Here is a 23,141-nt window from a genome sequence, read left to right on the forward strand (position 1 = left end):
TCGTTCGAATGGACCGATTGAATGCAATGCGCGTGTTCGTGAACGTGGTCGATTCGGGCAGCCTTTCGGCCGCGGCCGACAAGCTCGACCTGTCCCGGCCGGTCGTCACGCGCTACGTGGCCGAGCTGGAGCAATGGACCGGTGCGCGCCTGCTGCACCGCACGACGCGCCGGCTGAGCCTCACAGCCGCTGGCGAAGAACTGCTGCCGCGCTGCCGCCAGGTGCTCGAGCTCACCGGCGACATGCAGGCCGCGGTGCGGCATCCGGCCGAGGCGCCCCGTGGGCAGTTGCGCATCACGGCCAGCACCTCGTTCGCGCAGGCGCAACTGGCCGATGCGGTGGCCGACTACGTGCGGCTCTACCCGGGTGTGGCTGTCGACCTGGTGCTGCTCGACAGGGCCGTGAACCTGGTCGACGAGCGCATCGACCTGGCCATTCGCGTGGCCGCGGAGATCGACCCCAACCTGATCGCGCGCCGGCTCACCGACTGCCGCTCGGTCGTGTGCGCGTCACCGGCGTACCTGAAGGAGCACGGCCAGCCGCTGCGCGTGGAAGAGCTGGCGCAGCGCAATTGCCTCACGCATTCGTACTTCGGGCGCAGCCTCTGGAATTTCACGCGCAAGGGCACGGGGGAGCCGGCCTCGGTGGCCGTGGGCGGCAATGTCTCGGCCAACGATGCAGCCAGCCTGATGTGCCTGGCCCGGGCCGGGGCCGGCATCGCGATGCTGCCGACCTATCTGGCGGCGCCACTGCTGCAGGAAGGGGAACTGGTGCGGCTTTTCGGCGATTTCGAGCCGCAGGTGGTGGGCATGTACGCGGTGTATGCCTCGCGCAAGCACATGCCGGCCACGCTGCGCACGATGCTCGATTTCCTGGCCGCGCGCTTCACTGAAACGCCGGCCTGGGACACGCCTTAGTGGTGCGTGTTGGCGGCTGCGGCTTCGTTCATCAGCTTGTCGGTATAGGCGATGGCCATGGCCGAGAACAGGAAGGCGATGTGGATCGCGGTCTGCGCGATCAGCACGCGGTCGGTGTAGTTGTCCGCGTTGATGAAGGTCTTCAGCAGGTGGATCGAGCTGATGCCGATGATGGCGGTGGCCAGCTTCACCTTGAGCACCGAGGCGTTCACGTGGCTCAGCCATTCGGGCTGGTCGCGGTGGCCTTCGAGGTCCATGCGGCTCACGAAGGTCTCGTAGCCACCCACGATCACCATGATCAGCAGGTTCGAGATCATCACCACGTCGATCAGCGCGAGTACCACCAGCATGATCACCGTCTCGTTGAGCGTGCCCACCGGCGCCGTGGTCTTGTAGCCGATGCTGGTGATCAGCGCCTGCAGCGCATCCTGGCTGCCGAAGGCGGCTTCGACCAGGTGCAGCAGCTCGACCAGGAAGTGCACCACGTACACCGCCTGCGCCACGATCAGGCCCAGGTAGAGCGGCAACTGCAGCCAGCGGCTCGCGAAAATCAGCTTGGGCAGGGGGCGCAGCGGCGAACCACGGGCTGGTACGGGCGGGTTCCGGGTGTCGAAAGGATCGGTAGCGGACATTGGCGGGCGAGAGATGAAAGACCGCGGATTCTAGGTGTGCCCCTGTGTCGTACTCGTGATAACCCTGCGAACTAACATCGAACCCGTCAGTGACCCGTAAGTGCGGCCACCGACATTACGGCCGCACCTTCCAGGAGACAAAAAGCATGAGCAGCGCATCGAAGAACATTGAATCCGTCCTCGTCGAGAACCGTGTGTTTCCCCCTGATGCCCGCGCCACCGAAGGCGCCCGCATCTCCGGCATGGCCGCCTACGAGGCCCTGTGCAAGGAGGCCGAGGAGGACTTCGAAGGGTTCTGGACCCGCCTGGCCAAGGGCAACCTGCAATGGACCAAGCCCTTCACGAAGACGCTGGACGAATCGAAGGCCCCGTTCTACGAATGGTTCGGCGACGGCGAGCTCAACGCCAGCGCCAACTGCCTCGACAGGCACATGGGCACCCCGGTCGAGAACAAGACCGCCATCGTCTTCGAAGCCGACGACGGCACCGTCACCAACGTCACCTACAAGGAGCTGCTGGCCCGCGTGAGCCAGTTCGCCAACGCGCTGAAGGCCGCGGGCATCCAGAAGGGCGACCGCGTCGTCATCTACATGCCGATGACGGTCGAGGGCGTGATCGCCATGCAGGCCTGCGCGCGCATCGGCGCCACCCACAGCGTGGTGTTCGGCGGCTTCTCGGCCAAGGCGCTGCAGGAGCGCATCATCGATGCGGGCGCGGTGGCGGTCATCACGGCCAACTACCAGATGCGCGGCGGCAAGGAACTGCCGCTCAAGGCCATCGTGGACGACGGCATCGCGCTGGGCGGTTGCGAATCGATCAAGACCGTGTTCGTCTACGAGCGCACGCCCACCGCATGGACGCGCGTCGAGGGCCGCGACAAGACCTTTGCCGAGGCGCTGAAAGGGCAGGGCACCGAATGCGCCCCGGTGCCGGTGAACGCCGAACACCCGCTCTTCATCCTCTACACCTCGGGCTCCACCGGCAAGCCCAAGGGCGTGCAGCACGCCACTGGCGGCTACCTGCTGTGGGCCAGGCTCACGATGGACTGGACCTTCGACATCAAGCCCGAGGACGTGTTCTGGTGCACCGCCGACATCGGCTGGATCACCGGCCACACCTACGTCGCCTACGGCCCGCTCGCGGCCGGCGCCACGCAGGTGGTGTTCGAGGGCATTCCTACCTTCCCGCATGCGGGCCGCTTCTGGCAGATGATCGAGAAGCACAAGGTGTCGGTGTTCTACACGGCGCCCACCGCGATCCGCTCGCTCATCAAGGCGGCCGAGGGCGACGAGAAGGTGCATCCGAAGAACTGGGACCTGACGAGCCTGCGCATCCTCGGCTCGGTCGGTGAGCCCATCAATCCCGAAGCCTGGATGTGGTACCACCGCAATATCGGCGGCGAGCGCTGCCCGATCGTCGACACCTTCTGGCAGACCGAGACCGGCGGCCATGTGATCACGCCGCTGCCGGGCGCCACGCCGCTGGTGCCGGGCTCGTGCACGCTGCCGCTGCCGGGCATCATGGCCGCCATCGTCGACGAGACCGGCAAGGACCTGCCCAACGGCGCCGGTGGCATGCTGGTCATCAAGCGGCCGTGGCCCTCGATGATCCGCACCATCTGGAACGATCCCGAGCGCTTCAAGAAGAGCTATTTCCCCGAGGAAATGGGCGGCACCATCTACTTGGCCGGCGACGGTGCGGTGCGCAGCGCCGACCGCGGCTACTTCCGCATCACGGGCCGCATCGACGACGTGCTGAACGTGTCGGGCCACCGCCTGGGCACGATGGAGATCGAGTCGGCCCTCGTGTCCAAGACCGACCTCGTGGCCGAAGCCGCGGTGGTCGGCCGTCCCGACGACGTGACGGGCGAGGCCGTGTGCGCCTTCGTCGTGCTGAAACGTGCCCGCCCGACCGGCGAGGAAGCCAAGCAGATCGCCAACGAACTGCGCAACTGGGTGGCCAAGGAGATCGGTCCCATCGCCAAGCCCAAGGACATCCGCTTCGGCGACAACCTGCCCAAGACGCGCAGCGGCAAGATCATGCGGCGCCTGCTGCGCAGCATCGCCAAGGGCGAGGCGATCACGCAGGACACCTCGACGCTCGAGAATCCGGCCATTCTGGAGCAGCTCTCGCAGACGAACTGACCAGCAGTGCATTAGTGCTGTAGGACGTGGCCGTTTATGCGGCCATTTGCGCCGAACAGGGCTCTTCGCTGAGGTAAAACCATCGGATCACCGCGCGCCTCGAAGCGCGCGGGTTTCCATGTGTTCGATCTTTCCGAAGGAGGCCCCCATGGGCGTGAGATCCGCTTTTCTTCTTGTCATCGTGCTGTTCATCGCAGCGCTCGCCGCGCTGAACTGGGGCACGCTGTCCGCACCCACCAACGTATGGCTGGGTTTCATGACCGTCTCGGCGCCGCTGGGCCTGATCATGCTGGGCCTGACGGTGGTGCTGGCGGCCTTCTTCCTCGTCTACGTGCTGTACCTGCACAGCTCGGTGCTGATCGAAACCAAACGCCACACGAAGGAAATGCAGGTCCAGCGCGACCTTGCGGACAAGGCCGAGGCCTCGCGTTTCACCGAACTGCGCAACTTCCTGGAGGCGCAGGAGAACAAGCACATGGCGCAGAACGCCGACCGGCAGGCGGCGATGCTGGCGCGCCTGGAGCAGCTCGAAACCGCGATCCGCCTGCGCTCGGACCAGACCGACAACACCGTGGCCGCGCACATCGGCCAACTCGAAGACCGCATCGAGCGCAGGCCGCTGCCGGCGGACATCAACCCGCAGGCGTGATGTCCCCGGAACCTACTTCGTCGACAGCACCCAGGCTGCGAGCTTCCGGGCGTCGGCTTCGCTGACTTGGTTGTTCGCCGGCATCGGCACCGGCCCCCACACGCCGGAGCCGCCCTTGAGGATCTTGCTGGCAAGAGTGTCGACGGCACCCTTGTCGTCCTTGTACTTGGCGGCCACGTCCTTGAATGCCGGGCCGAGCACCTTGCGCTCGACCGCGTGGCAGCTCATGCAGTTCTTCGAGGTTGCCAGGGCGAGGTCGGCGAAGGCGGGCGCGGCGAGTCCGACAAGGCCGAGGCCGAGGGCTGCCGACAACAAGACTCTTTTCATGGGGGTATTTCGTAAGGGCTGAGTTACATTCGACTCAACGCGATTGTAGGTAGCGCCGTGCACGTCGTACGGGTGCGTGCCAGTACAACCCGGAGGGATTCGCGATGTGGTTTCTGGCGCTGGGCCTGCTTGGATTGGCCCTCAAGTATTTGGAAGTGGGCATGGTCGCCGGCTGGAGCTGGTGGATCGTGCTGTCCCCGTTTGCAATGGCCGTCGCATGGTGGGCCTGGGCCGATTCGTCGGGCTATACCAAACGCAGGGTCATCGAGCGGGAAGACCGGCGCAAGCAGGATCGCATCGATCGCCAGAAGACCAACATGGGCATGAAGACCGGCAACGGGCAGCGCCGGAAGTAGGGCTTGCCCCCAGGCTGCGCGGCACTTCGTGTCCACTTCGCCTTCCCCCTGCCGGGGGCAACACCTGAGGCCCGGCGAAGCCGGTTCCTCGGTGTTTCACGCAATAGCCCCGATCAGAACTTGTCGAGCACTGCGCCCGAACTGGCGCTGGACGCATTGAATGCGAACTTCGCCTGCACGCCGCGCGTGTAGCGCGGTGCCGGTGCCTTCCAGCCTTCGCGGCGCTTCGCGATCTCAGCTTCGGGCACGTTCAGTTCGAGCACCAGCTTGTGCGCGTCGATGGTGATCGAGTCGCCTTCGTTCACGAAGGCGATGGTGCCGCCGGCGGCCGCTTCGGGCGCCACATGGCCGACCACCATGCCCCAGGTGCCGCCGGAGAAACGGCCGTCGGTGATCAGGCCGACGCTTTCGCCGAGGCCCGCGCCGATCAGCGCACCCGTGGGTGCCAGCATTTCCGGCATGCCCGGGCCGCCCTTGGGGCCGAGGTAGCGCAGCACCATCACGTCGCCGGCCACGATCTTGCCGGCCAGGATGGCCTGCAGTGCTGACTGCTCGTCGTCGAACACGCGCGCCGGGCCGGTGATGACGGGGTTCTTCAGGCCGGTGATCTTGGCGACCGCGCCTTCGGGCGAGAGGTTGCCCTTCAGGATGGCGAGGTGGCCCTGGTCGTACATCGGCTTGTCGATCGGGCGGATCACGTCCTGGTCGGCGCGCGGCACATCGGGCACGTCCTTCAGCACTTCGGCAATCGTCTGGCCCGAGATGGTGATGCAATCGCCGTGCAGCAGGCCTGCGTTCAGCAGCACCTTCATCACTTGCGGAATGCCGCCCGCCTGGTGCAGGTCGACCGCGAGGTATTTGCCCGATGGCTTCAGGTCGCACAGCACCGGCACCTTCTTGCGCATGCGCTCGAAGTCGTCGATGGTCCATTCGACCTCGGCCGCGTGCGCGATCGCCAGGAAGTGCAGCACCGCATTGGTCGAGCCGCCCGTGGCCATGATCACGGCCACTGCGTTCTCGATGGCCTTCTTGGTCACGATGTCGCGCGGCTTCAGGTCTTTCTTGATGGCTTCGATCAGCACCTTGGCCGATTCCTTGGCCGAGTTGGCTTTTTCATCGTGCGGATTGGCCATGGTCGACGAGTAGGGCAGCGAGATGCCCAGCGCCTCGAAGGCGCTGGACATGGTGTTGGCCGTGTACATGCCGCCGCACGAGCCGGTGCCGGGAATGGCGCGCTTCTCGATCTCGTGCAGGTCTTCGTCGCTCATGTTGCCCGCGGCGTTCTGGCCCACGGCCTCGAACACGCTCACGATGTTCAGGTCTTGCCCCTTGTAGCGACCGGGGAGGATGGTGCCGCCGTACACGTAGATGGCCGGCACGTTGGCGCGCAGCATGCCCATCAGGCCGCCGGGCATGTTCTTGTCGCAGCCGCCGACCACCAGCACGCCGTCCATCCACTGGCCGCCGACGCAGGTTTCGATGCAGTCGGAAATGACTTCGCGGCTGACCAGCGAGTACTTCATGCCCTCGGTGCCCATGGCCATGCCGTCGGAGATGGTGGGCGTGCCGAACACCTGTGCGTTGCCGCCGGCTTTCTCGATGCCGGCGATGGCAGCGTCGGCCAGCTTCTGCAGGCCCGAGTTGCAGGGCGTGATGGTGCTGTGGCCGTTGGCGACGCCGACCATCGGCTTCTTGAAGTCGCCTTCCTCGTAGCCCATGGCGTAGAACATGGAGCGGTTGGGCGCGCGGCTCTTGCCTTCGACGATGTTGGCGCTGCGGCGGTTGATCTGGATCGGCTTGGTGTCCATGGTGTCTCTTCTGTCGTGGGGGATCGGGGGGAACCCAAGTATCGGACTTCTGATTGATTGGTTCCAATCCATTTTCGAGCACAGATTGATATGCTTGGCATATGAATGAAGCCCTGATCGACCTGCGGGCCTGGCGGCAGTTCGTGGCCGTGGCCGAGGAGCTGCACTTCGGCCGCGCCGCGCTGCGGCTGCACATGACGCAGCCCCCGGTGACGCAGGCCATTGCCCAGCTCGAGAAGACGCTGGGCGTGGTGCTGTTCGACCGCACGCGAAGACGCGTGGCGCTCACGCCCGCCGGCGAGGCCTTGCTGCCCGACGTGCGCGAGCTGCTGGCGCGCGCGCAGGCGCTTCCCGCGCGGGCACGGGCGGCAGCGGCGGGGCAGGTGGGGCGGGTGCGCATCGCCTTCGTCTCGACGGTCGGCTTCGAGCAGCTGCCGGCCTGGGTGCGCGAGTTCCGCGTGCTGTGCCCGGAGGTCGCGCTCGAACTGGTCGAGGCCACCGGCGACGTGCAGCTCGAAGCCTTTGCGCGCGGCGAGATCGATGCCGGGCTGATGCTGCATTCGCCCGGCGCGGCGCCGCCCGGCCTGTCCCGCCTGCCGGTGGAGGAAGAGGCGCTGGTGCTGGCCCTGCCGGCGCAGCACCGGCTCGCCCGCGCGCGGCCCGTGCCGCTGGCGGAGGTGCTGGCCGAGCCGCTGGTGATCTTTCCGCGCCGCATCGTGCCGTCGCTGCACGATGCGGTGTTCGACCTCTATCACGCAGCTGGCCGAGTGCCCCAGGTGGCACAGGAGGCGATCCAGATGCAGACCATCGTCAACCTCGTGTCGGGTGGCATCGGCGTGGCCTGGGTGCCGCACAGCGTGATGCAGTTCCGGCGCGCTGGCGTCGTCTACCGGCAGGCCGGCGAATTCAAGGGCGTGGGCCGGCGCCGCGTGGCGCTGCCGGCTTGCGAGACGAGCCTCGTATGGCCGGCGCAGGCTGCGCACCCGGCGCTGGCGCGGTTCGTGGCGTTCGTGCGCGAGCGCACGGCGGGGGGCAAGCAGGGCGCAGGGTCCGCTCGCTGACCAGCAAATTCGCAGAACACCGCGGAACCGGCTTTGCCGGGCCGCAGGTGTTGCCCCCGGCAGGGAGGGCGAAGCGACACGAAGTGCGCGAAGCCTGGGGGCGAGTCATTCGCTCCGGGCACAATCTGCGGATGCTCATGTATCCGCAGATCAATCCCATCGCCCTGCAGCTCGGGCCGGTGGCCATCCACTGGTACGGCCTGACCTACCTGGCCGCGTTTGCGCTGTTCTATTTTCTCGGCACGCGCCGGCTGCACCACGAGCCGTACCGCTCGCTGGTGGGCGCGGGGGTGTGGCAGCGCAAGGACATCGAGGACATTCTTTTTCTCGGCGTGATGGGCGTCATCGTCGGCGGGCGGCTGGGCTACTGCCTGTTCTACAAGCCCGAGTTCTATCTGACGCATCCGCTCGAAATCCTCTACGTGTGGCAGGGGGGCATGAGCTTCCATGGCGGGCTGCTCGGCGTGATCGGTGCCATGGTCTGGTTCTCGCGTTCGCGTGCGCGCCCGTTCTGGCAGGTGATGGACTTCGTCTCGCCCTGCGTGCCGACCGGGCTTGCAGCCGGCCGCGTGGGCAACTTCATCAACGGCGAACTGTGGGGCCGCTTCAGCAGCCCCGATCTGCCCTGGGGCATGGTGTTCCCGCAAAGCGGATCGATGCTGCCGCGCCATCCCTCGCAGGTCTACCAGTTCCTGCTCGAGGGGCTGTTGCTTTTCGTGGTGATGTGGCTCTATGCGCGCAAGGAGCGCAAGCAGGGGCAGGTGGCCGCGGTGTTCCTGATCGGTTATGGCGTGCTGCGCTTCGTGGCCGAGTACTTTCGCGAGCCCGACGACTTCCTCGGCCTGCGCGCGCTGAACCTGAGCCAGGGGCAATGGCTCAGCGTGCCGATGGTGATCGCCGGCATCGCACTGTGGTTCTGGTTCGGCCGCGCCAACAACAAGACCGCCCCCGCGCAGGCGTGAGTTCGTTCAGCCGGAAGCTTGCAGGGTAAGTCCCAGCCGCGCAGGGCGTGCGCGGCTCTTGCGCCAAATGTTCGGCGGGCTCAGAATTACGCGTAATTACAGGAAATTACGCTATTCCAATGCGCCTGGTTCCCAACTCCCTGCACGACGAAGTCGCTGCCACGCTGCGCGAGCAGATCTTCGACGGCACGCTGGCGCCCGGCAGCTTCGTGGACGAGGCGGCGCTGTGCGAGCGGCTCTCAATTTCCCGTACCCCGTTGCGCGAGGCACTCAAGGTGCTCACCGCAGAGGGCCTGCTGCGGCACGAGCCGCGGCGCGGCTGCTTCGTCAACGAGGTGACCGAACGCGATCTCGACGAGATCTTTCCCGTCATCGCGCTGCTCGAGGGCCGCTGTGCCTACGAGGCCGCGCGCAACGCCAGCGACGCCGAGCTCAACGAACTCGATGCGCTGCACGAGCGGCTGGTGCGCCACGCCAGGGCGCGCCGCATCAATGACTACTACGCCACCAACCACATCATTCACGAGGCGATCATCAAGCTCGCCGACAACAAGTGGCTGGCGCAGGTGATCGGCGACCTGCGCAAGATCCTCAAACTCGCGCGGCTGCAGCAACTGCATGCGCCGGGGCGGCTCGACCAGAGCCTGTCCGAGCACCTGGCCGTGTTCGCGGCGCTCAAGGCGCGCGACAGCGAAGGCGCAGACGCCGCCATGCGCACGCACATGACGCGCCAGCGCGAAGCGCTGCGTGAAGTCGCGCGCCAGCAGAAATCCAGGGTAATGCCGTGACCGCCGAACGCGCCATGCCCGCCCCCCCAAGCATTGGAGTGCCCCGATGAGTGCGACCGAATGGTTCCAGGCGCGGCTGCGTTCTGGCGAAAAGTCCAAGGTGCCGGTGGCGTCGGAAGGCGCCGCCAAGGGCGCGTCGAAGAGCGCGCCCAAGCCCAGCGCACGTTCTACCGCCGAGCGCCTGCAGGCCACGCTGCGCAAGGCCGACGAAGCCTTGTCGCCGCGCGCGCTGCGCCGCGTGCTGGCCGACCTGCAGGCCGTGATCGATCCGCGCGTGAGCGAGGTCGAGGGCGGCCGCCGCGCGCATGCCATCGCCGACGCCTACCGCGCCGCCACGCCCGAGGAGCGCCGCGACTACTGGGCCCTGATGAGCGAGCATTTCGCCGCCGACGCGCAAAAGCTCGAGACCGCCCGCAACCAGCACCAGGCTGCCGTGGGCACGCCCGACGAAGGCCAGGCCGAGCTGCGCCTGCGCCGCGCGCTGGTGTCGCCGCGCATGCGCCTGCTGCAGCGCTTCGCGGTCGAGCCTGAAGGCATGCGCTTCCTGGTCGATCTGCGCGCGGAGCTGCTGCCGTGCCTGAAGGCCGACAAGCGCCTTCTTGCGCTCGATGCCGAGCTGGAGCATCTGTTCTCCACCTGGTTCGACGTGGCCTTCCTCGAACTGCGCCGCATCGACTGGGACTCGCCGGCCTCGCTGATCGAGAAGCTCATCCGCTACGAGGCGGTGCACGACATCAAGAGCTGGTCCGACGTGAAGAACCGGCTCGACGACAGCGACCGCCGCTGCTATGGCTTCTTCCATCCGCGCCTGCCCAACGAGCCGCTGATCTTCGTCGAGGTGGCGCTGGTCGACCGCATCAGCGACGGCATCACGCCGCTGCTCGACGAGGCTGCCGTGCCCGTGCTGCCGGCCAGGGCCACCACCGCCATCTTCTATTCGATCAGCAACACGCAAAACGGCCTGCGCGGCGTGAGCTTCGGCGACTCGCTCATCAAGCGCGTGGTCGAGACGCTCCAGGACGAACTGCCACGCTTGAAGACCTTCGCCACGTTGTCGCCCATTCCGGGCTTTCGGACCTGGCTCGCGAAGAACGTCGTCGACCTGCTGCCGCGCCTGGACGAGAAGCGCGAAGCCGAACTCGGCCGCCTCGTCGGCTCGCTGCCGCCGACCGCCGAGCGCCTGCTCGCCGCGGCGGACTCTGCCGCCACCTTCGACGCGAAGTCACCGCTGCGCCAATGGCTGATGCAGGCCGCCGCCGAATACCTCGGCCGCGCGCTGGTCGACGGTACGCCGGCCGACCCGGTCGCACGCTTCCACCTGGGCAACGGTGCCCGCGTGGAGCGCCTGAACTGGGCCGGCGACCCGTCGCCCAAGGGGCACAAGCAGTCGTACGGGCTCATGGTCAACTATCTCTACGACCTCAAACGCCTGGACAAACATCGCACCTGGCTGGCGGACGGCAAGGTGGCTGTATCGGGAGACATCGAAAGCCTGTACTTCAAAAAAGGCTGATGGCATTCGCAGGCCGGTGGCAAACAGTACGCCGGACACCGCATCGGGCGGCAAGATCCACAACGACAAACTGGAGATGAGACAAATGAATCCAAGCTTTCAACGCCGTGACGTCTTGCGCGCGGCTGCCGCCGGTGCGGCGGTTCTCTGCGGTGCTGCCCGGGCCCAGCAGGGCTGGCCGACGAAACCGGTGACGATGATCGTGCCGTTCCCGGCCGGCGGCGGGACCGATGCGTTCGCGCGGCCGCTCTCGGGCCAGTTCTCGCGCATCGCGGGGCAGACGCTGGTCATCGACAACCGCGGTGGGGCAGGGGGCACACTGGGCGCGAGCATCGCCGCCAAGGCGCCTGCCGATGGCTACACGCTGTTCATGGGCGCGGTGCACCATGCGATCGCGCCGTCGATCTACCCGAAGCTCGACTACGACATCGAGAAAGACTTCGTGCCGCTGATGCTGCTGGCCAACGTGCCGCAGGTGGTGGTGATCAACCCGAAGCGCGTGCAGGTCAACACGGTCCAGGAGTTCATCGCGCTGGCCAAGCGCAACCCCGGCAAGTTCAACTACGGCTCGGCCGGCTCGGGCACCTCGCACCATCTGGCGGGCGAGCTGTTCAAGCTCCAGACAGGCACCTTCATCACCCATATTCCGTACCGCGGCGCGGGCCCGGCACTGTCCGACCTGATCTCGGGCAACGTCGACCTGATGTTCGACGGTTTGGGCTCCTCGGCCCAGCACATCAAGAGTGGCCGCATCAAGGCGCTGATGGTCGCGGGCAGCAAGCGCAACCCCGCCTTTCCCGACGTGCCCTGCGCGGCCGAAGTGGGCCTGCCCGACTACACCGTCACCACGTGGTACGGACTGTGGGCGCCCAAGGGCACGCCAGCCGAAGCGCAGGCGCGCGCGATCGACGACATGAAGAAGGCGCTCGCCACCGATGACCTGAAAGCCATCTGGGCCCAGAACGGCTCCGAGATCCCGAACCTCACCACCACCGCCTACGGCAGCTTCGTCAATGCCGAGATCAGGCGCTGGGCCGCGGTGGTGAAGGCATCAGGCGCCAAGCTCGAATGACCGATAGCTGCATTTCGCTGCGCCGGGAAGGCGCCATCGCGGTCGTCGCTTTGTCGAACCCAGGGCGCCTCAACGCCATGACGCGCGCCATGTGGCGCGAGCTGCGCGCCGTGTTCGACGGCCTCGGCGGTGACGACGATGGCCTGCGCTGCGTCGTCGTGCGCGGCGAGGGCGCAGCCTTCTGCGCGGGTGGCGACATTTCCGAATATCCGTCGTTTCGCTTCGAAGAGCCGAGCCTGCGCGAGTTCCACGAGAACGAAGTGTGGGCCGCGCTGCAGGCCATGCTCGATTGCCCGCTGCCGCTGATCGCGCAGATCGAGGGCGCCTGCATGGGCGCGGGCGTCGAGATCGCCAGCTGCTGCGACATCCGCCTGGCCGGCGCGTCGGCGAAGTTCGGCGCGCCCATCGCCAGGCTCGGTTTTCCGATGGCACCGCGCGAAGCCGCGCTGGTGCATGGCGCCATCGGCGATGTGCTCGCGCGCGACATGCTGCTGGCCGCCGGCGTGCACGGGGCGCAGCGTCTGTACGACGCGGGCTTTCTGCTGCAGGTGCTGCCGGACAACGAAGTGGCGCTCGCGGTGCAATCCCATGCCGCACGCATCGCCGCGCTCGCGCCGCAGGCCGCACGCCTGCACAAGAAGACCTTTGCCGCGCTGCGTGCCGGTGCCCCATCCGCCCACGGCCTGCTTGCCAGTGCCTACGACTACGCCGACTCCGCGGAGCACCGCGAAGGCATCGCCGCCTTTCTCGCGAAGCGGCCCCCGAATTTCTGAAGAGAAGAAACCGTCCGATGAAGAAGACCGCCAACGCCAACCTGTTCGCCGCCCTGCGCACGGCATTTCCCGCCGACCTCGACCGCATCGCCGTCGAGACCGACAACGGCCTGTTCTACTCGTGGCGCGACATCGAGCGCGCCAGCGCCATGATCGCGAACCTGCTCGACGCGCTGGGCCTGGAGAAGGGCGCACGCATCGCGGTGCAGGTCGAGAAGTCGGTCGAGGCGATGCTGCTGTACCTCGCCACGCTGCGCGCGGGCTATGTGTTCCTGCCGCTCAACACCGCCTACCAGAGCGCCGAGATCGAATACTTCATCGGCAACGCCGAGCCGGCCGTGGTGGTGTGCACCAGCCGCAATGCCTCGTGGGTCGCGCCGATTGCCGCCGCGGCGGGTACGAAGCACGTCTTCACGCTGGACGACGACCGCACCGGCACGCTGCTCGAAATGGCCGCGCAGTGCAGCGACCGGCACACGGTGGCGCAGCGCAAGGCCGGCGACATGGCCGCCATCCTCTACACCAGCGGCACCACCGGCCGCAGCAAGGGCGCGATGCTCACGCACGGCAACCTGCTGTCGAACGCCAAGGTGCTGAAGGACTACTGGGGCTGGACCGAAGGCGACGTGCTGATCCACGCGCTGCCCATCTTCCACGTGCATGGCTTGTTCGTGGCGCTGCACGGCGCGCTGCTCAACGGCAGCAAGATGCTGTGGTTCTCGAAGTTCGAGCCGAAGCGTGTCGTCGCGAAGCTGCCCGAGGCGACGGTGTTCATGGGCGTGCCCACGCTGTACGTGCGGCTGCTGGCCGAGCCGGGCCTCACGCGCAAGGCGGTGCGCAACATGCGGCTGTTCGTCGCGGGCTCGGCGCCGCTCCTGATCGAGACCTTCGACGAATGGCGCGAGCGCACCGGCCACACCATCCTCGAGCGCTACGGCATGAGCGAGACGGCCATGCTCACGTCCAACCCCTACAGGCCGGAACAGGGCGAACGCCGCGGCGGCACCGTCGGCTTTGCGCTGCCGGGCGTGCAACTGCGCATACGCGACGACAGCGGCCGCAGCTGCGCCACCGACGAGATCGGCAACATCGAAGTCAGCGGCCCCAACGTGTTCGCGGGCTACTGGCGTATGCCCGAGAAGACGAAGGAAGAGTTCACCGCCGACGGCTTCTTCAAGACCGGCGACGTGGGCAAGATCGACGGCCGGGGCTACATCACCATCGTCGGGCGCAGCAAGGACCTGATCATCAGCGGTGGCTACAACGTGTACCCGGCGGAGATCGAGGGCTACATCAACGAGATGGTCGGTGTGGCGGAAAGCGCCGTGGTCGGCGTGCCGCACCCCGACTTCGGCGAGGTGGGCGTGGCCATCGTCATTCCCAAGGCGGGCTCCTCGCTCGATGCCGATGCCATCGTGGCCGAACTCAAGTCGAAGCTCGCGAACTTCAAGATCCCCAAGCGCTGCTTCGTGGTGCCGGAGCTGCCGCGCAACACCATGGGCAAGGTGCAGAAGGCGCTGCTGCGCGCTGAGCACAAGGGGCTGTTCGCCGCCTGAGACTGCCTACGAAGCGGGCGCGAGCCCGTTCATCAGCCCGCTGCCCGCGTGGCAGTTGACGTACTCGTAGCTCTGCTCGTCGGCCTTGAGCACCGACACCTCGTGGTACACGCGCAGCTGCAGCTGGAAGTTCAGCGCCTGCACGTAGCGCATGAAGCTGCCGAAGATCGCGACGTGCGTGGGGTGCGACTCGGCCCAGCGCTCCATATCGGCCAGCGCGCGCCAGTAGCTCAGGCCGAACGACTTCTGCAGCGGCGTGCCTTGCGCGTCGAGGTGGCGCATGTAGCGGTTGCTGTAGCAGCCGATGCCCAGCCCCTGGTCGCGCAGGAAGTCCATGCCTTCGCGCAGCACCGGTTCCATGTCCTGCAGGTAGAGCGTGCGTTCCTGGCCGGTGGTCTCGGTCCATTCCTGGCCGGAGCGGATCATCGCGACGTTCTCGTGGCCCGCGATGCGAACGCGCTGCCCCGGCGCCGGCGTACCCGCGATCACCGCGCGCATGCCCGAGGGCGCCATCGCGTCGGTCTGCGAGAGCGGGATGCGGTCGCGCATCGAACCCCAGTAGCCGTGCTCCTGCAGCTCGCCGCTGACCCCGCCCATCACCACACCGACCCCTTCGAAGCGGTCGGGTGTGTTGAACATGGTCTCGAAGTGCTCGACGCGCGGCGAGGCGATCTCGCGGAAGTAGCCCAGGCCTTCCCTGAGCCGCTCGTCGGAGCGCCACCAGGCGTCGACCGCGGGCGTCGCGCACCAGCGTGCGTAGGGTGCGGGATCGCTCCAATAGGCGATGGCGATCATGTTGTCGAAGCCTTCGGCGTCGACGTAATGCGTCAGGTCGTGATGGCCGGGGCCGTCGGGCAGGGCGAAGTCGCGTGCGATCTTCATCAGCGCGGCGCAGGCGCGGCCCTGCATTTCAGCGCCGCGCGACTGCACGCCGAAGTAGCCCATCACGACCTGCTTCACCGCGACCGGGGCCCGCGCCGACCACACGGGGTAAGGCGGCACGTAGTCGTCTTCCACGCGGCGATGGCGCGTACGGGGGCACTTCAGGTGCTCGTCGATGGCGGATTCCATGGCGTGCCTCCACTGCTTCAGGCTGCGACCGGCTCGGACACGGCGCCTTCGGGCTCGGCCTTGGGCTCCGGCGACGCCGCCTGCTGCACCACGACCGGTTCGCGGCGCGTCTTGTTGAGCAGCAACTGCGTGACATCGGGCCGCGAGTAGTGGCCGCTGGGGTCGGCGGCAGCCTTGGCGAGAGAGATCATGCCGAGGTCGATGTCCGCAACGACCAGGCCTTCCTCGTCTTCCGCCAAGGGCGTGCCCAGCGGCGAGCCGTCGGGTGCGTAGATGCGCGCATAGCCGCCGCCGGTGCGCAGCATCTGCTGCTTGCCGGCATCGGTGCACATCAGTTCGCTCATGGCCTTCGACACGGTGGCGCAGGGCGCGATCACGAAGCACTGGCCCTCGGCCGCATAGACCTGGCTCGCGGCGTTGTTGACCTCGGGCCCCAGCGCGTAGGCCGCACCACGGTACAGCGAGAAGCTCGGCCAGGCGCCGCAGTGGATCTGCTCGTTCTGCGAATACATCGCGTACTTGCTCAGAGGCTGCAGGTGCTCCCAGCACGAGAGCGAACCGATGTTGCCCAGCGGTGTCTCGACCACGGCAAGGTCGGAGCCGTCGCCTTCGCCGAACACCGTGCGCTCCACGTGCGTGGGCTTGAGCTTGCGCCGCGTCTGCACCGTGTCGCCCTGGTCGTCGATGAGCGCCTGTGCGATGTAGAGGCTGCCCGCGGCCTTCTCGCTGTAGCCCAGCGACACCCAGATCCCGAGCTTGCGCGCGGCCTCCCTGACGCGGTCGAACTCGGCCGAACCGACCACCAGCGAGTTGTCGTGATAGCGCTGCACGAACTGCATGCCCCAGGCCGGCGAGTCGAGCCAGATCCACCATGGGTAGCCGGGCACCCAGGTCTCGGGAAAGGCGACGAGCTTCACGCCCTGTTTCGCGGCCTGCGCCATGAGGTCGATGGTCTTGTCGATGGTGCCGTCGAGGTCGAGGAACACGGGCGAGGCTTGTACTGCTGCAACGCGCAGCTTGGGATGAACGGTGGTCGGCATGAAGCTTCTCCAGATGCAATGGAAGTAACGGGGCGTGGGCCGCAAGCACCGGGTTTGCGCTGTGGCATGCGGGTTGCTTGAAGCGTAGATTCGCGCCGCCGGAACGCCTTGACCCGGTTTGGCCGCGTTCTTGTTCCAGCGTTGCATGCCTTCGCAGCCCAGGCTTTCCGAGGAACCCCGATGACCCAGTTGCTCAGCACCGACGCCGTCCCGCGCGACCAGCGGCTCGCCTACTGGACCGACATGATCTGCAACGTCTACGTGCAGCTCGGTTGCGACCCGGTGCGCGAGGGCGAGGCCGGCGATTTTGAAGGCAGCATCCGCCAGCACACGCTGCCCGGGCTCGACGTGTCGGTCGTCACCTCGGGGCCGCAGAAGGTGATGCGCACGCCGGGGCATATCTCGCATTCCAGCGACGACTACTTCCTCGTGAGCATCCAGGCGCGCGGCCAGGGCGTGGTGCGGCAGGACGGCCGCGATGCGGTGCTGTCGGCCGGCGACTTCGCGCTGTACGACAGCACGCGGCCCTACCAACTGCTGTTCGACCAGTCCTTCGAGCAGATCGTGCTCAAGCTGCCCGGCGAGCGCCTGCGCAGCGAGCTGCGCGACACCGAGGCGCTGACGGCCACCACGGTTTCGGGGCGCGAAGGCGCGGGGCACCTGCTGCTGAGCATGATCCGCACGCTGCGTGAGGACATCGACACGCTGCAGCCGGCATCGGCCCTCGCGGTGGCCAACGGCGTGCAGAACATTCTGGTGGCCGGGCTGCAGACCTTGCCGGTGGCGAGCGCGCCTTCGCTGAGCAATCTCGCGACTTACCACCTCGCGCGCGTGAAGCGGCGCATCGACGAGCAGCTAGCCGATCCATCGCTGTCGGTGAGCACGCTGGCGGCCGGGCTGGGCGTGTCGGTGAGCCACATCCACCGCGTGTTCAAGAGCGAGCCGCTCACGCCCTCGCAGTACATCTGGGAGCGCAGGCTGGAGGCATGCAGCCGCGACCTGCTGGAGCCGCGCCTCGCGGGCCGCCCCGTGGCCGACATCGCCTACGGCCGGGGATTCAACGACGCGGCGCATTTCAGCCGCGCGTTCAAGGAGCGCTTCGGCTACTCGCCGCGCGAATGGCGGCAGCAGCGCACGCGGTAGCGACGAAGAAAACTACTGCACCAGCAGCACCGTGGTGTTCGTCTCGGCGATCACCTTGGTGGCGACCGAGCCCATCAGCGCGCGGCCGAAGATGCCATGACCGTGGGTGCCGAGCACGATCAGCCCCGCTTGCGCTGCAGTGGCGGACTTGAGGATTTCCTCGGCCACGTGGCCGTGGCGCGATTCCACCGTGTAGTTACTCACGCCGCTCTCGGCGAACAGCGCCTTCACGGGGTCGAGCACCTTGGCACTTTCCTCCGCGTAGTAGTCCGCGACGATCTCCTTGCTCAGGTGGCGCGAGACGTGGCCCGAGATGCCGGTGCACACGTTCACCACCACCAGCTGATGCCCGTCCACGAACATGCCCCGGTTGGACAACAGGTAGTCGAGCGCCTTGCGGGTGTAGGCGCTGCCATCGACGGCGATGAGGATTTTCATGAGGCCGTTATACGGCGCGGTCCTGCGCGCCGCAATGGGACGGACCTCGGGCGCGAAGGGCTTTTTCGCCCGACGGATCAGCCGTTCAGCCCCTTCCAGAGCATGTAGGCCGCCAGCAGGTACAGGATGCTCGCGAACACGCGCTTGAGCTTCCTCACCGGCAGGCTGTGCGCGGCCTTCGCGCCCAACGGCGCAGTGAACACGCTGCAAATGGCGATCACAGCCAGCGCGGGCAGCCAGATGTAGCCGAAGGAGCCCGCCGGCAGGCCCTGCACCGACTGGCCGCTGACCGCATAGCCGAGCACGTTCGCCACCGCGATCGGAAAGCCCAGCGCCGCGCTGGTCGCCACCGCGTTGTGGATCGACACGTTGCACCACGTCATGAACGGCACGCTGATGAAGCCGCCGCCCGCGCCCACGAGGCCCGAGACGAAGCCGATCACACCGCCCGCCGCGAGCTGGCCGCCCGCACCCGGCATCTGCCGTGTAGGCGCGGGCTTCTTGTCGAGGAACATCTGCGTGGCCGAGAAGCCCACGAACAGCGCGAAGAAGATGGCGAGCGCTGTGCCCTTGAGCAGCGAGAACACGCCGAGGCTGCCCACCAGGCTGCCGATGACGATGCCGGGCGCGAGCCGCCGCACGATGTCCCAGCGCACCGCGCCGCGCTTGTGATGCGCGCGCACGCTCGACACCGACGTGAAGATGATCGTCGCCATCGAGGTCGCGATCGCCATCTTCACCGCGAGGTCGGCCGGCACGCCGCGATGGCCCATGATGATCGTGATGAACGGCACCATCAGCATGCCGCCGCCGATGCCCAGCAGGCCCGCGAGAAAACCGGTGCCAAGGCCCAGGGCGGCGAGTTCGGCAATCAGGATGGGGTCGAGCAGGGCAGCGAAGTTCACGGGAAGGTCAGGCGAGGGGAGTTTGGAAAAAGCAACGGCCCCATGCAGTGGATGCAGGGGGCCGTGGCAGGAATAGGTGTCTGCAGGTGATGTGCCGGACCCGCATCCTGAACCAGGGTTCAGGTGGGCGAGGGCAGCAGGACTTCGGGTTCATCTGACGCGAGATGATCACGCCCGTCGAGCGATGTACCAAGCCCGGCTCCGGAGAGCATTGGAACAAGGAAATATTAAGCCCGACACAGTCTGCAGACGGAGTGGATTTTACGCTTCGTCTGTCTCCCTGCGGGATTCATTCAGAGTAAATGTCCATCGCCGGCCAGGGCCTGATCGAGTCTTTGAATGAGTTGCGCGGCCTTCGGGTCGGCATCGCCGCTGTCTGCTGTGGCGGCAACGGCGGGCGCCGCCATTGGCGCGGCTGCGGCCTGCTGCTGTGCCGCCAGATCGAACGCCAGGTTCAGCGAGGCCAGCACCGCGATGCGATCGCGGGCCTTGACTTTTCCCGCATCGCGGATCTTGCACATGGCCGCGTCCACGCGTTCGACGGCTTCGCGCAGCTGCGCCTCGCCGCCATCGGGGCAGCCGAGCAGATAGCTCTGGCCCATGATCTGTACTTCAATCTGCTTCATGCGGGGGAATCTTCGGAAGGTGGTTCAGCCGGCAGCCGTTCGAGCAGGGCATCGAGACGCGTGCGAGCCGCGGCGAGGCGCGACTTCAGGCCGTCGCGTTCGCGCGTGAGCGCATCGACCTGCTCCTGCAGCAACGCATTGGTGCGTTGCACCTCTTCGTGACGCACGAGCAGTCGTTCAACACGCTCGGCGATCTGGTCGATGGGGCTGGAGGCGGGCATGGTTGGCGATTGTAGTTTCACGGGGAGGCGGTCCCGCCGAGGCCGGGCGCGGCATCTTCGTGGCATGGATTCTGCTGCCTTCCAGTTGCCTTTCAAACTCCCAGAAGCAACCAATGACCACGAAGAGCAACACTTTATTCAGCCGGCGTGACCTTCTCACGCTCATCGGCAAGACCGCGGGAGGCGGTGCGATGTACCAGGCGATGAGTTCGCTGGGTTTTGCTGCCGAGTCCAACTACGCGGGGCCGCCCCGGCTCGACGGTGCGAAGAAGGGCGCATCGGTGCTGATCCTGGGCGCTGGCCTGGCCGGCATGGCCGCCGCGCTCGAACTGCGCAATGCCGGGTATTCCGTCAAGGTGCTCGAATTCAGCCAGCGCGCGGGCGGCCGTTGCTGGACGCTGCGCGGCGGCGACACCTTCACCGAACTGGGCGGCGCGGTGCAGCAATGCGGCTTCGCCGAGGGCGAGTACTTCAACCCCGGGCCGTGGCGCATTCCCTACCACCATCATGCGGTGCTCGGCTACTGCAAGCGGCTGGGCGTGGCGCTCGAGCCCTTCGTGCAGGTCAACTACAACGCGCTCGTGCATTCGAGCAAGGCCTACGGCGGCAAGCCGCAGCGCTACCGCCATGTGCAGGCGGACTACCAGGGCTACGTGGCCGAACTGCTCGGCAAGGCCTCCTCGCAGGGCAGCCTCGACACGGCGCTGACGAAGGAAGACAAGGAGAAGCTGCTCGAGGGCCTGCGCCGCTGGGGCGCGCTCGATACGCAGTTCCGTTACCGCGAAGGCACCATCAGCAGCGACCGCCGGGGCTACGAAGTCGATGCGGGCGGCGGCCTCATGCCGCTGGCCAAGCCCTCGAAGCCGCTGGACATGAGCGAGCTGCTGCAATCAAACCTTTGGCGCTACATCGCGAGCGGCCAAGATTACGAATTCCAGAGCGCGATCTTCCAGCCCGTAGGTGGCATGGACATGATCGCCAAGGCCTTCGCCAAAGAAGTCGGCAGCCTCATCCGATACGGCGCGAAGGTCACCAGGATCGAGCAGAACGACCGCGGCGTCACCGTCACCTACACCGACGAGGCCAAGGGCGGCGCGGTCACGCAGGCCAAGGCCGACTGGTGCCTGTGCACCATTCCGCTGTCGGTGCTCAGCCAGATCGACATCCAAGTCAGCGCCCCGATGCAGGAGGCGATCAACGCCGTGCCTTATGGGGCATCGGTGAAGGTGGGGCTGCAGTTCAAGCGCCGCTTCTGGGAAGAAGACGAGCACATCTACGGCGGCATCAGCTACACCGACCTGCCGATCTCGCGCATCTCGTACCCCTCGACGCGCTACGGCGCCAAGGGCAAGGCGGTGGTGCTCGGCGCTTATGTGTTCGACGGCCCCAACTCCTATGAATTCACCGCCATGGCGCCCGAGGAGCGCGTGCGCCGCGCGGTCGAGTTCGGCACGCAGTTGCATCCGCAGTACGCGAGCGAGTTCGACAACGGCATCTCCGTCGGCTGGCACCGTGTGCCGGGCACGCATGGCTGCTACGGCATGTGGACCGACGAGACGCGCGCCAAACACTACAAGAACCTGTGCCAGGTCGACGGGCGTATCGCGCTCGCGGGCGAACACGCGTCCTACATCCCGGCGTGGCAGGAAGGGGCCCTGCTCTCCTCGCTGGACGCCATCCAGCGCCTGCATGCCCGTGCGGTTGCCGCGTAGCCACCGAGTGAAGGACATACCCACCATGAACAACTGCAAGACCATGATGAGTCTTTTCAAGCGCGCGCTGCTCGCCGTTTCGCTCGGGGCGCTGGCTGCGACGGCCTTCGCGCAATCGCCGGAGCCTGCGTTCTCGGTCGGCCCGAAATTCCAGGAGCTGTCGGGCGAATCGATCTATCGCGCCACCTGTCAGGGCTGCCACATGGCGCAGGGGCAGGGCGCGAAAGGCGCTGGGACTTACCCGGCGCTAGCCTCCAACCCGAGGCTGGCGGCACCCGAATACCCCCTCTACGTGGTGCTCAATGGCCAGAAGGGCATGCCGGCCTTCGGCAAGATGCTGAGCGACGAGCAGATCGCCGCGGTGGTCGGCTATGCGCGCACCCATTTCGGCAACCAGTACCCCGAGGCGATTCCCGCCGAGACCGTCAAGAAGCTGCGGCCTTGAGATCTTTTTTTCACTCACCCGTGCAGAGACAACATCCATGACCATGACCCCCTTCGCAAGGCAGCTGGCGCTCGCCGCCGTACTGTCCACCGCCGCCGCAGGCGCCGCCCATGCGGCCGACGACGTCATCCGCCATCGCATTCCGAACTCCACCTTCCCGATCTCGGCGGCGGTCGAGGTACCGGGTTCCTTCACGAATGTTTACCTCTCCGGCCAGGTGCCGCCGCTGCAGGACGCGACGCAACCGAAGAACAGCGCGGCAGCCTACGGTGGAGACACCAAGGGCCAGACCGTCGGCGTGCTCAAGGCCATCGAGAAGAGCCTCACGGGACTTGGCCTGACGATGGGCGACGTGGTGAAGATGCAGGTGTTCCTGGTGGGCGACCCGGCCAAGGACAACAAGATGGACTTTGCCGGCTTCATGGAGGGCTACACCCAGTTCTTCGGTACCACCGCGCAGCCCAACCTGCCGTCGCGCTCGGCCATGCAGGTCGCGGCGCTGGCCAATCCGGCCTACCTGGTCGAGATCGAGGTGGTGGCGGTGCGCCGCGCCAAGCCGGAAAAACCGGAGAAGTAAGAAAAAAGGGGGCGCCGGCGCGCTATTCGCTCAGCCGCACGCAGGTGGCGAGCGGCGCGGCGACCGCAACTTTCGAATTAACGAGCCGCCGGCAGGCTCTAAAATCCCGCCCGTTGGTGCCTGCGGCGTGGTTCACGCGCCGCGGTTCAACGGGAAGCAGGAGTGGAAGCCCCCGACCTCATCAGGTCGGAACAAGGCCGAAGCCGCCTGCGCTGCCCCCGCAACGGTCAAGCAGACGGCGCCGCAAGGCGCCAACCCCTTTCCATCGAAGCCACTGGGTGCCCTGAAACAGGCGCCTGGGAAGGCGGCAGGGGTCGTTCTGCCAGCCCGGATACCGGCCAACAAGGCGGCTGCCGCATGCGTGATCGTTGCATGGGGCGGCCATGGCGCCCAGGCGCCGGCGGG

The 23,141-nt window shown here is 66.8% G+C and carries 24 protein-coding genes and 1 riboswitch; of the genes, 15 read left to right on the plus strand and 9 right to left on the minus strand.

The annotated features are described in order from the left end of the window. The first annotated feature begins 8 nt into the window (after window positions 1-8). Window positions 9-917 carry a LysR family transcriptional regulator gene (locus tag ACCD11_RS10975; protein WP_042672848.1) on the plus strand — a complete coding sequence of 303 codons (909 nt, stop codon included), beginning with the start codon at window positions 9-11 and terminating at the stop codon, window positions 915-917. Here the strand turns inward: ACCD11_RS10975 and ACCD11_RS10980 are convergent. Next, window positions 914-1,549: a YqhA family protein gene (locus tag ACCD11_RS10980; protein ID WP_007829761.1), complete on the minus strand. Its 636-nt coding sequence runs from the start codon at window positions 1,547-1,549 to the stop codon at window positions 914-916. The two genes, ACCD11_RS10975 and ACCD11_RS10980, sit on opposite strands and share 4 nt — an antisense overlap. Window positions 1,550-1,695: 146 nt before the next feature. Here ACCD11_RS10980 and acs point away from each other — a divergent pair, with 146 nt between their 5' ends. Together acs and ACCD11_RS10990 are read left to right on the plus strand one after the other, a co-directional pair. Continuing rightward, window positions 1,696-3,693: an acetate--CoA ligase gene (gene acs / locus ACCD11_RS10985; protein WP_413313864.1), complete on the plus strand. Its 1,998-nt coding sequence runs from the start codon at window positions 1,696-1,698 to the stop codon at window positions 3,691-3,693. A gap of 148 nt (window positions 3,694-3,841) precedes the next feature. Next, window positions 3,842-4,342 (plus strand): LapA family protein, encoded by a 501-nt coding sequence (locus ACCD11_RS10990; protein WP_413313865.1) that lies wholly within the window; start codon window positions 3,842-3,844, stop codon window positions 4,340-4,342. A gap of 12 nt (window positions 4,343-4,354) precedes the next feature. Here ACCD11_RS10990 and ACCD11_RS10995 read toward each other — a convergent pair whose 3' ends face one another. After that, window positions 4,355-4,669, minus strand: a complete 315-nt coding sequence (locus ACCD11_RS10995) for a c-type cytochrome (RefSeq protein ID WP_413313866.1) — start codon at window positions 4,667-4,669, stop codon at window positions 4,355-4,357. 104 nt (window positions 4,670-4,773) lie between these two features. Between ACCD11_RS10995 and ACCD11_RS11000 the strand changes: the two genes are divergently transcribed. Further along, window positions 4,774-5,025, plus strand: coding sequence for a TIGR04438 family Trp-rich protein (locus tag ACCD11_RS11000; protein WP_007829747.1), 252 nt, complete (start codon window positions 4,774-4,776; stop codon window positions 5,023-5,025). A gap of 113 nt (window positions 5,026-5,138) precedes the next feature. Here ACCD11_RS11000 and ilvD read toward each other — a convergent pair whose 3' ends face one another. Next, the gene (ilvD, locus tag ACCD11_RS11005) at window positions 5,139-6,833 is read right to left on the minus strand and encodes a dihydroxy-acid dehydratase (protein WP_413313867.1); all 1,695 of its coding nucleotides are present in this window, start codon (window positions 6,831-6,833) and stop codon (window positions 5,139-5,141) included. A gap of 101 nt (window positions 6,834-6,934) precedes the next feature. Between ilvD and ACCD11_RS11010 the strand changes: the two genes are divergently transcribed. From ACCD11_RS11010 to ACCD11_RS11040, 7 genes are all read left to right on the plus strand, one after another. After that, window positions 6,935-7,894, plus strand: a complete 960-nt coding sequence (locus ACCD11_RS11010) for a LysR family transcriptional regulator (protein WP_413313868.1) — start codon at window positions 6,935-6,937, stop codon at window positions 7,892-7,894. 131 nt (window positions 7,895-8,025) lie between these two features. Then, window positions 8,026-8,856 (plus strand): prolipoprotein diacylglyceryl transferase, encoded by an 831-nt coding sequence (gene lgt / locus ACCD11_RS11015; protein WP_042672845.1) that lies wholly within the window; start codon window positions 8,026-8,028, stop codon window positions 8,854-8,856. Window positions 8,857-8,975: 119 nt separating this feature from the next. After that, window positions 8,976-9,644, plus strand: coding sequence for a GntR family transcriptional regulator (locus tag ACCD11_RS11020; RefSeq protein WP_007829742.1), 669 nt, complete (start codon window positions 8,976-8,978; stop codon window positions 9,642-9,644). A gap of 46 nt (window positions 9,645-9,690) precedes the next feature. Beyond that, on the plus strand, window positions 9,691-11,157 hold the full coding sequence (locus ACCD11_RS11025; protein ID WP_007829741.1) for a malonyl-CoA decarboxylase: 1,467 nt from the start codon (window positions 9,691-9,693) through the stop codon (window positions 11,155-11,157). Between the two features lie 85 nt (window positions 11,158-11,242). Further along, entirely contained in the window at window positions 11,243-12,229 is a 987-nt protein-coding gene (locus tag ACCD11_RS11030) for a Bug family tripartite tricarboxylate transporter substrate binding protein (protein ID WP_042672844.1), read from the plus strand. Further along, the gene (locus ACCD11_RS11035) at window positions 12,226-13,002 is read left to right on the plus strand and encodes an enoyl-CoA hydratase/isomerase family protein (RefSeq protein WP_413313869.1); all 777 of its coding nucleotides are present in this window, start codon (window positions 12,226-12,228) and stop codon (window positions 13,000-13,002) included. Before ACCD11_RS11030 ends, ACCD11_RS11035 begins: the two co-directional genes overlap by 4 nt. Window positions 13,003-13,019: 17 nt before the next feature. Continuing rightward, entirely contained in the window at window positions 13,020-14,558 is a 1,539-nt protein-coding gene (locus tag ACCD11_RS11040) for a malonate--CoA ligase (protein WP_413313870.1), read from the plus strand. Window positions 14,559-14,564: 6 nt separating this feature from the next. Here the strand turns inward: ACCD11_RS11040 and ACCD11_RS11045 are convergent, their stop codons facing one another. Both ACCD11_RS11045 and ACCD11_RS11050 read right to left on the minus strand, forming a co-directional pair. Continuing rightward, window positions 14,565-15,629, minus strand: coding sequence for a phenylacetaldoxime dehydratase family protein (locus ACCD11_RS11045; protein ID WP_413313871.1), 1,065 nt, complete (start codon window positions 15,627-15,629; stop codon window positions 14,565-14,567). Window positions 15,630-15,646: 17 nt separating this feature from the next. Next, complete coding sequence (locus tag ACCD11_RS11050; RefSeq protein WP_413313872.1) at window positions 15,647-16,669, minus strand: carbon-nitrogen hydrolase family protein; 1,023 nt, start codon at window positions 16,667-16,669, stop codon at window positions 15,647-15,649. A gap of 180 nt (window positions 16,670-16,849) precedes the next feature. On the opposite strand from ACCD11_RS11050, the gene ACCD11_RS11055 reads away from it, so the two are divergent. Next, on the plus strand, window positions 16,850-17,812 hold the full coding sequence (locus ACCD11_RS11055; protein ID WP_413313873.1) for a helix-turn-helix domain-containing protein: 963 nt from the start codon (window positions 16,850-16,852) through the stop codon (window positions 17,810-17,812). Window positions 17,813-17,824: 12 nt separating this feature from the next. Here ACCD11_RS11055 and ACCD11_RS11060 read toward each other — a convergent pair whose 3' ends face one another. From ACCD11_RS11060 to ACCD11_RS11075, 4 genes are all read right to left on the minus strand, one after another. Then, window positions 17,825-18,250, minus strand: a complete 426-nt coding sequence (locus tag ACCD11_RS11060; RefSeq protein WP_007829729.1) for a universal stress protein — start codon at window positions 18,248-18,250, stop codon at window positions 17,825-17,827. A gap of 77 nt (window positions 18,251-18,327) precedes the next feature. Further along, window positions 18,328-19,155, minus strand: a complete 828-nt coding sequence (locus ACCD11_RS11065) for a sulfite exporter TauE/SafE family protein (protein ID WP_413313874.1) — start codon at window positions 19,153-19,155, stop codon at window positions 18,328-18,330. Window positions 19,156-19,448: 293 nt separating this feature from the next. Continuing rightward, on the minus strand, window positions 19,449-19,781 hold the full coding sequence (locus tag ACCD11_RS11070; protein WP_007829725.1) for a cell division protein ZapA: 333 nt from the start codon (window positions 19,779-19,781) through the stop codon (window positions 19,449-19,451). After that, window positions 19,778-20,002: a hypothetical protein gene (locus ACCD11_RS11075; RefSeq protein WP_007829722.1), complete on the minus strand. Its 225-nt coding sequence runs from the start codon at window positions 20,000-20,002 to the stop codon at window positions 19,778-19,780. The genes ACCD11_RS11070 and ACCD11_RS11075 overlap by 4 nt, the downstream gene beginning before the upstream one ends. Before the next feature lie 113 nt (window positions 20,003-20,115). Between ACCD11_RS11075 and ACCD11_RS11080 the strand changes: the two genes are divergently transcribed. The 3 genes from ACCD11_RS11080 to ACCD11_RS11090 are packed head-to-tail and all read left to right on the plus strand — an operon-like array spanning window position 20,116 to window position 22,736. Next, window positions 20,116-21,714 carry a flavin monoamine oxidase family protein gene (locus ACCD11_RS11080; protein WP_413313875.1) on the plus strand — a complete coding sequence of 533 codons (1,599 nt, stop codon included), beginning with the start codon at window positions 20,116-20,118 and terminating at the stop codon, window positions 21,712-21,714. Window positions 21,715-21,739: 25 nt separating this feature from the next. Then, window positions 21,740-22,159 carry a c-type cytochrome gene (locus ACCD11_RS11085; protein WP_413313876.1) on the plus strand — a complete coding sequence of 140 codons (420 nt, stop codon included), beginning with the start codon at window positions 21,740-21,742 and terminating at the stop codon, window positions 22,157-22,159. A gap of 37 nt (window positions 22,160-22,196) precedes the next feature. After that, the gene (locus ACCD11_RS11090) at window positions 22,197-22,736 is read left to right on the plus strand and encodes a RidA family protein (RefSeq protein ID WP_413313877.1); all 540 of its coding nucleotides are present in this window, start codon (window positions 22,197-22,199) and stop codon (window positions 22,734-22,736) included. 97 nt (window positions 22,737-22,833) lie between these two features. Further along, a riboswitch (cobalamin riboswitch) is annotated at window positions 22,834-23,094 on the plus strand. Window positions 23,095-23,141 lie beyond the last annotated feature (47 nt).

It is taken from the genome of Variovorax sp. Varisp36 (genome assembly GCF_047304235.1).
Taxonomy (GTDB): Bacteria; Pseudomonadota; Gammaproteobacteria; order Burkholderiales; family Burkholderiaceae_C; genus Variovorax.

Coding starts and splice junctions, on each gene's coding strand:
- ACCD11_RS11075 (WP_007829722.1), bottom strand. CDS start 20,002: ATGCCCGCCTCCAGCCCCATCGACCAGATCGCCGAGCGTGTTGAACGA.
- ACCD11_RS11010 (WP_413313868.1), top strand. CDS start 6,935: ATGAATGAAGCCCTGATCGACCTGCGGGCCTGGCGGCAGTTCGTGGCC.
- ACCD11_RS11025 (WP_007829741.1), top strand. CDS start 9,691: ATGAGTGCGACCGAATGGTTCCAGGCGCGGCTGCGTTCTGGCGAAAAG.
- ilvD (WP_413313867.1), bottom strand. CDS start 6,833: ATGGACACCAAGCCGATCCAGATCAACCGCCGCAGCGCCAACATCGTC.
- ACCD11_RS11090 (WP_413313877.1), top strand. CDS start 22,197: ATGACCATGACCCCCTTCGCAAGGCAGCTGGCGCTCGCCGCCGTACTG.
- ACCD11_RS11040 (WP_413313870.1), top strand. CDS start 13,020: ATGAAGAAGACCGCCAACGCCAACCTGTTCGCCGCCCTGCGCACGGCA.
- ACCD11_RS10990 (WP_413313865.1), top strand. CDS start 3,842: ATGGGCGTGAGATCCGCTTTTCTTCTTGTCATCGTGCTGTTCATCGCA.
- ACCD11_RS10980 (WP_007829761.1), bottom strand. CDS start 1,549: ATGTCCGCTACCGATCCTTTCGACACCCGGAACCCGCCCGTACCAGCC.
- ACCD11_RS11020 (WP_007829742.1), top strand. CDS start 8,976: ATGCGCCTGGTTCCCAACTCCCTGCACGACGAAGTCGCTGCCACGCTG.
- ACCD11_RS11045 (WP_413313871.1), bottom strand. CDS start 15,629: ATGGAATCCGCCATCGACGAGCACCTGAAGTGCCCCCGTACGCGCCAT.
- ACCD11_RS11000 (WP_007829747.1), top strand. CDS start 4,774: ATGTGGTTTCTGGCGCTGGGCCTGCTTGGATTGGCCCTCAAGTATTTG.
- ACCD11_RS11070 (WP_007829725.1), bottom strand. CDS start 19,781: ATGAAGCAGATTGAAGTACAGATCATGGGCCAGAGCTATCTGCTCGGC.
- ACCD11_RS11030 (WP_042672844.1), top strand. CDS start 11,243: ATGAATCCAAGCTTTCAACGCCGTGACGTCTTGCGCGCGGCTGCCGCC.
- ACCD11_RS11080 (WP_413313875.1), top strand. CDS start 20,116: ATGACCACGAAGAGCAACACTTTATTCAGCCGGCGTGACCTTCTCACG.
- ACCD11_RS11050 (WP_413313872.1), bottom strand. CDS start 16,669: ATGCCGACCACCGTTCATCCCAAGCTGCGCGTTGCAGCAGTACAAGCC.
- ACCD11_RS11060 (WP_007829729.1), bottom strand. CDS start 18,250: ATGAAAATCCTCATCGCCGTCGATGGCAGCGCCTACACCCGCAAGGCG.
- acs (WP_413313864.1), top strand. CDS start 1,696: ATGAGCAGCGCATCGAAGAACATTGAATCCGTCCTCGTCGAGAACCGT.
- ACCD11_RS10995 (WP_413313866.1), bottom strand. CDS start 4,669: ATGAAAAGAGTCTTGTTGTCGGCAGCCCTCGGCCTCGGCCTTGTCGGA.
- ACCD11_RS11035 (WP_413313869.1), top strand. CDS start 12,226: ATGACCGATAGCTGCATTTCGCTGCGCCGGGAAGGCGCCATCGCGGTC.
- ACCD11_RS11055 (WP_413313873.1), top strand. CDS start 16,850: ATGACCCAGTTGCTCAGCACCGACGCCGTCCCGCGCGACCAGCGGCTC.
- ACCD11_RS11085 (WP_413313876.1), top strand. CDS start 21,740: ATGAACAACTGCAAGACCATGATGAGTCTTTTCAAGCGCGCGCTGCTC.
- lgt (WP_042672845.1), top strand. CDS start 8,026: ATGCTCATGTATCCGCAGATCAATCCCATCGCCCTGCAGCTCGGGCCG.
- ACCD11_RS10975 (WP_042672848.1), top strand. CDS start 9: ATGGACCGATTGAATGCAATGCGCGTGTTCGTGAACGTGGTCGATTCG.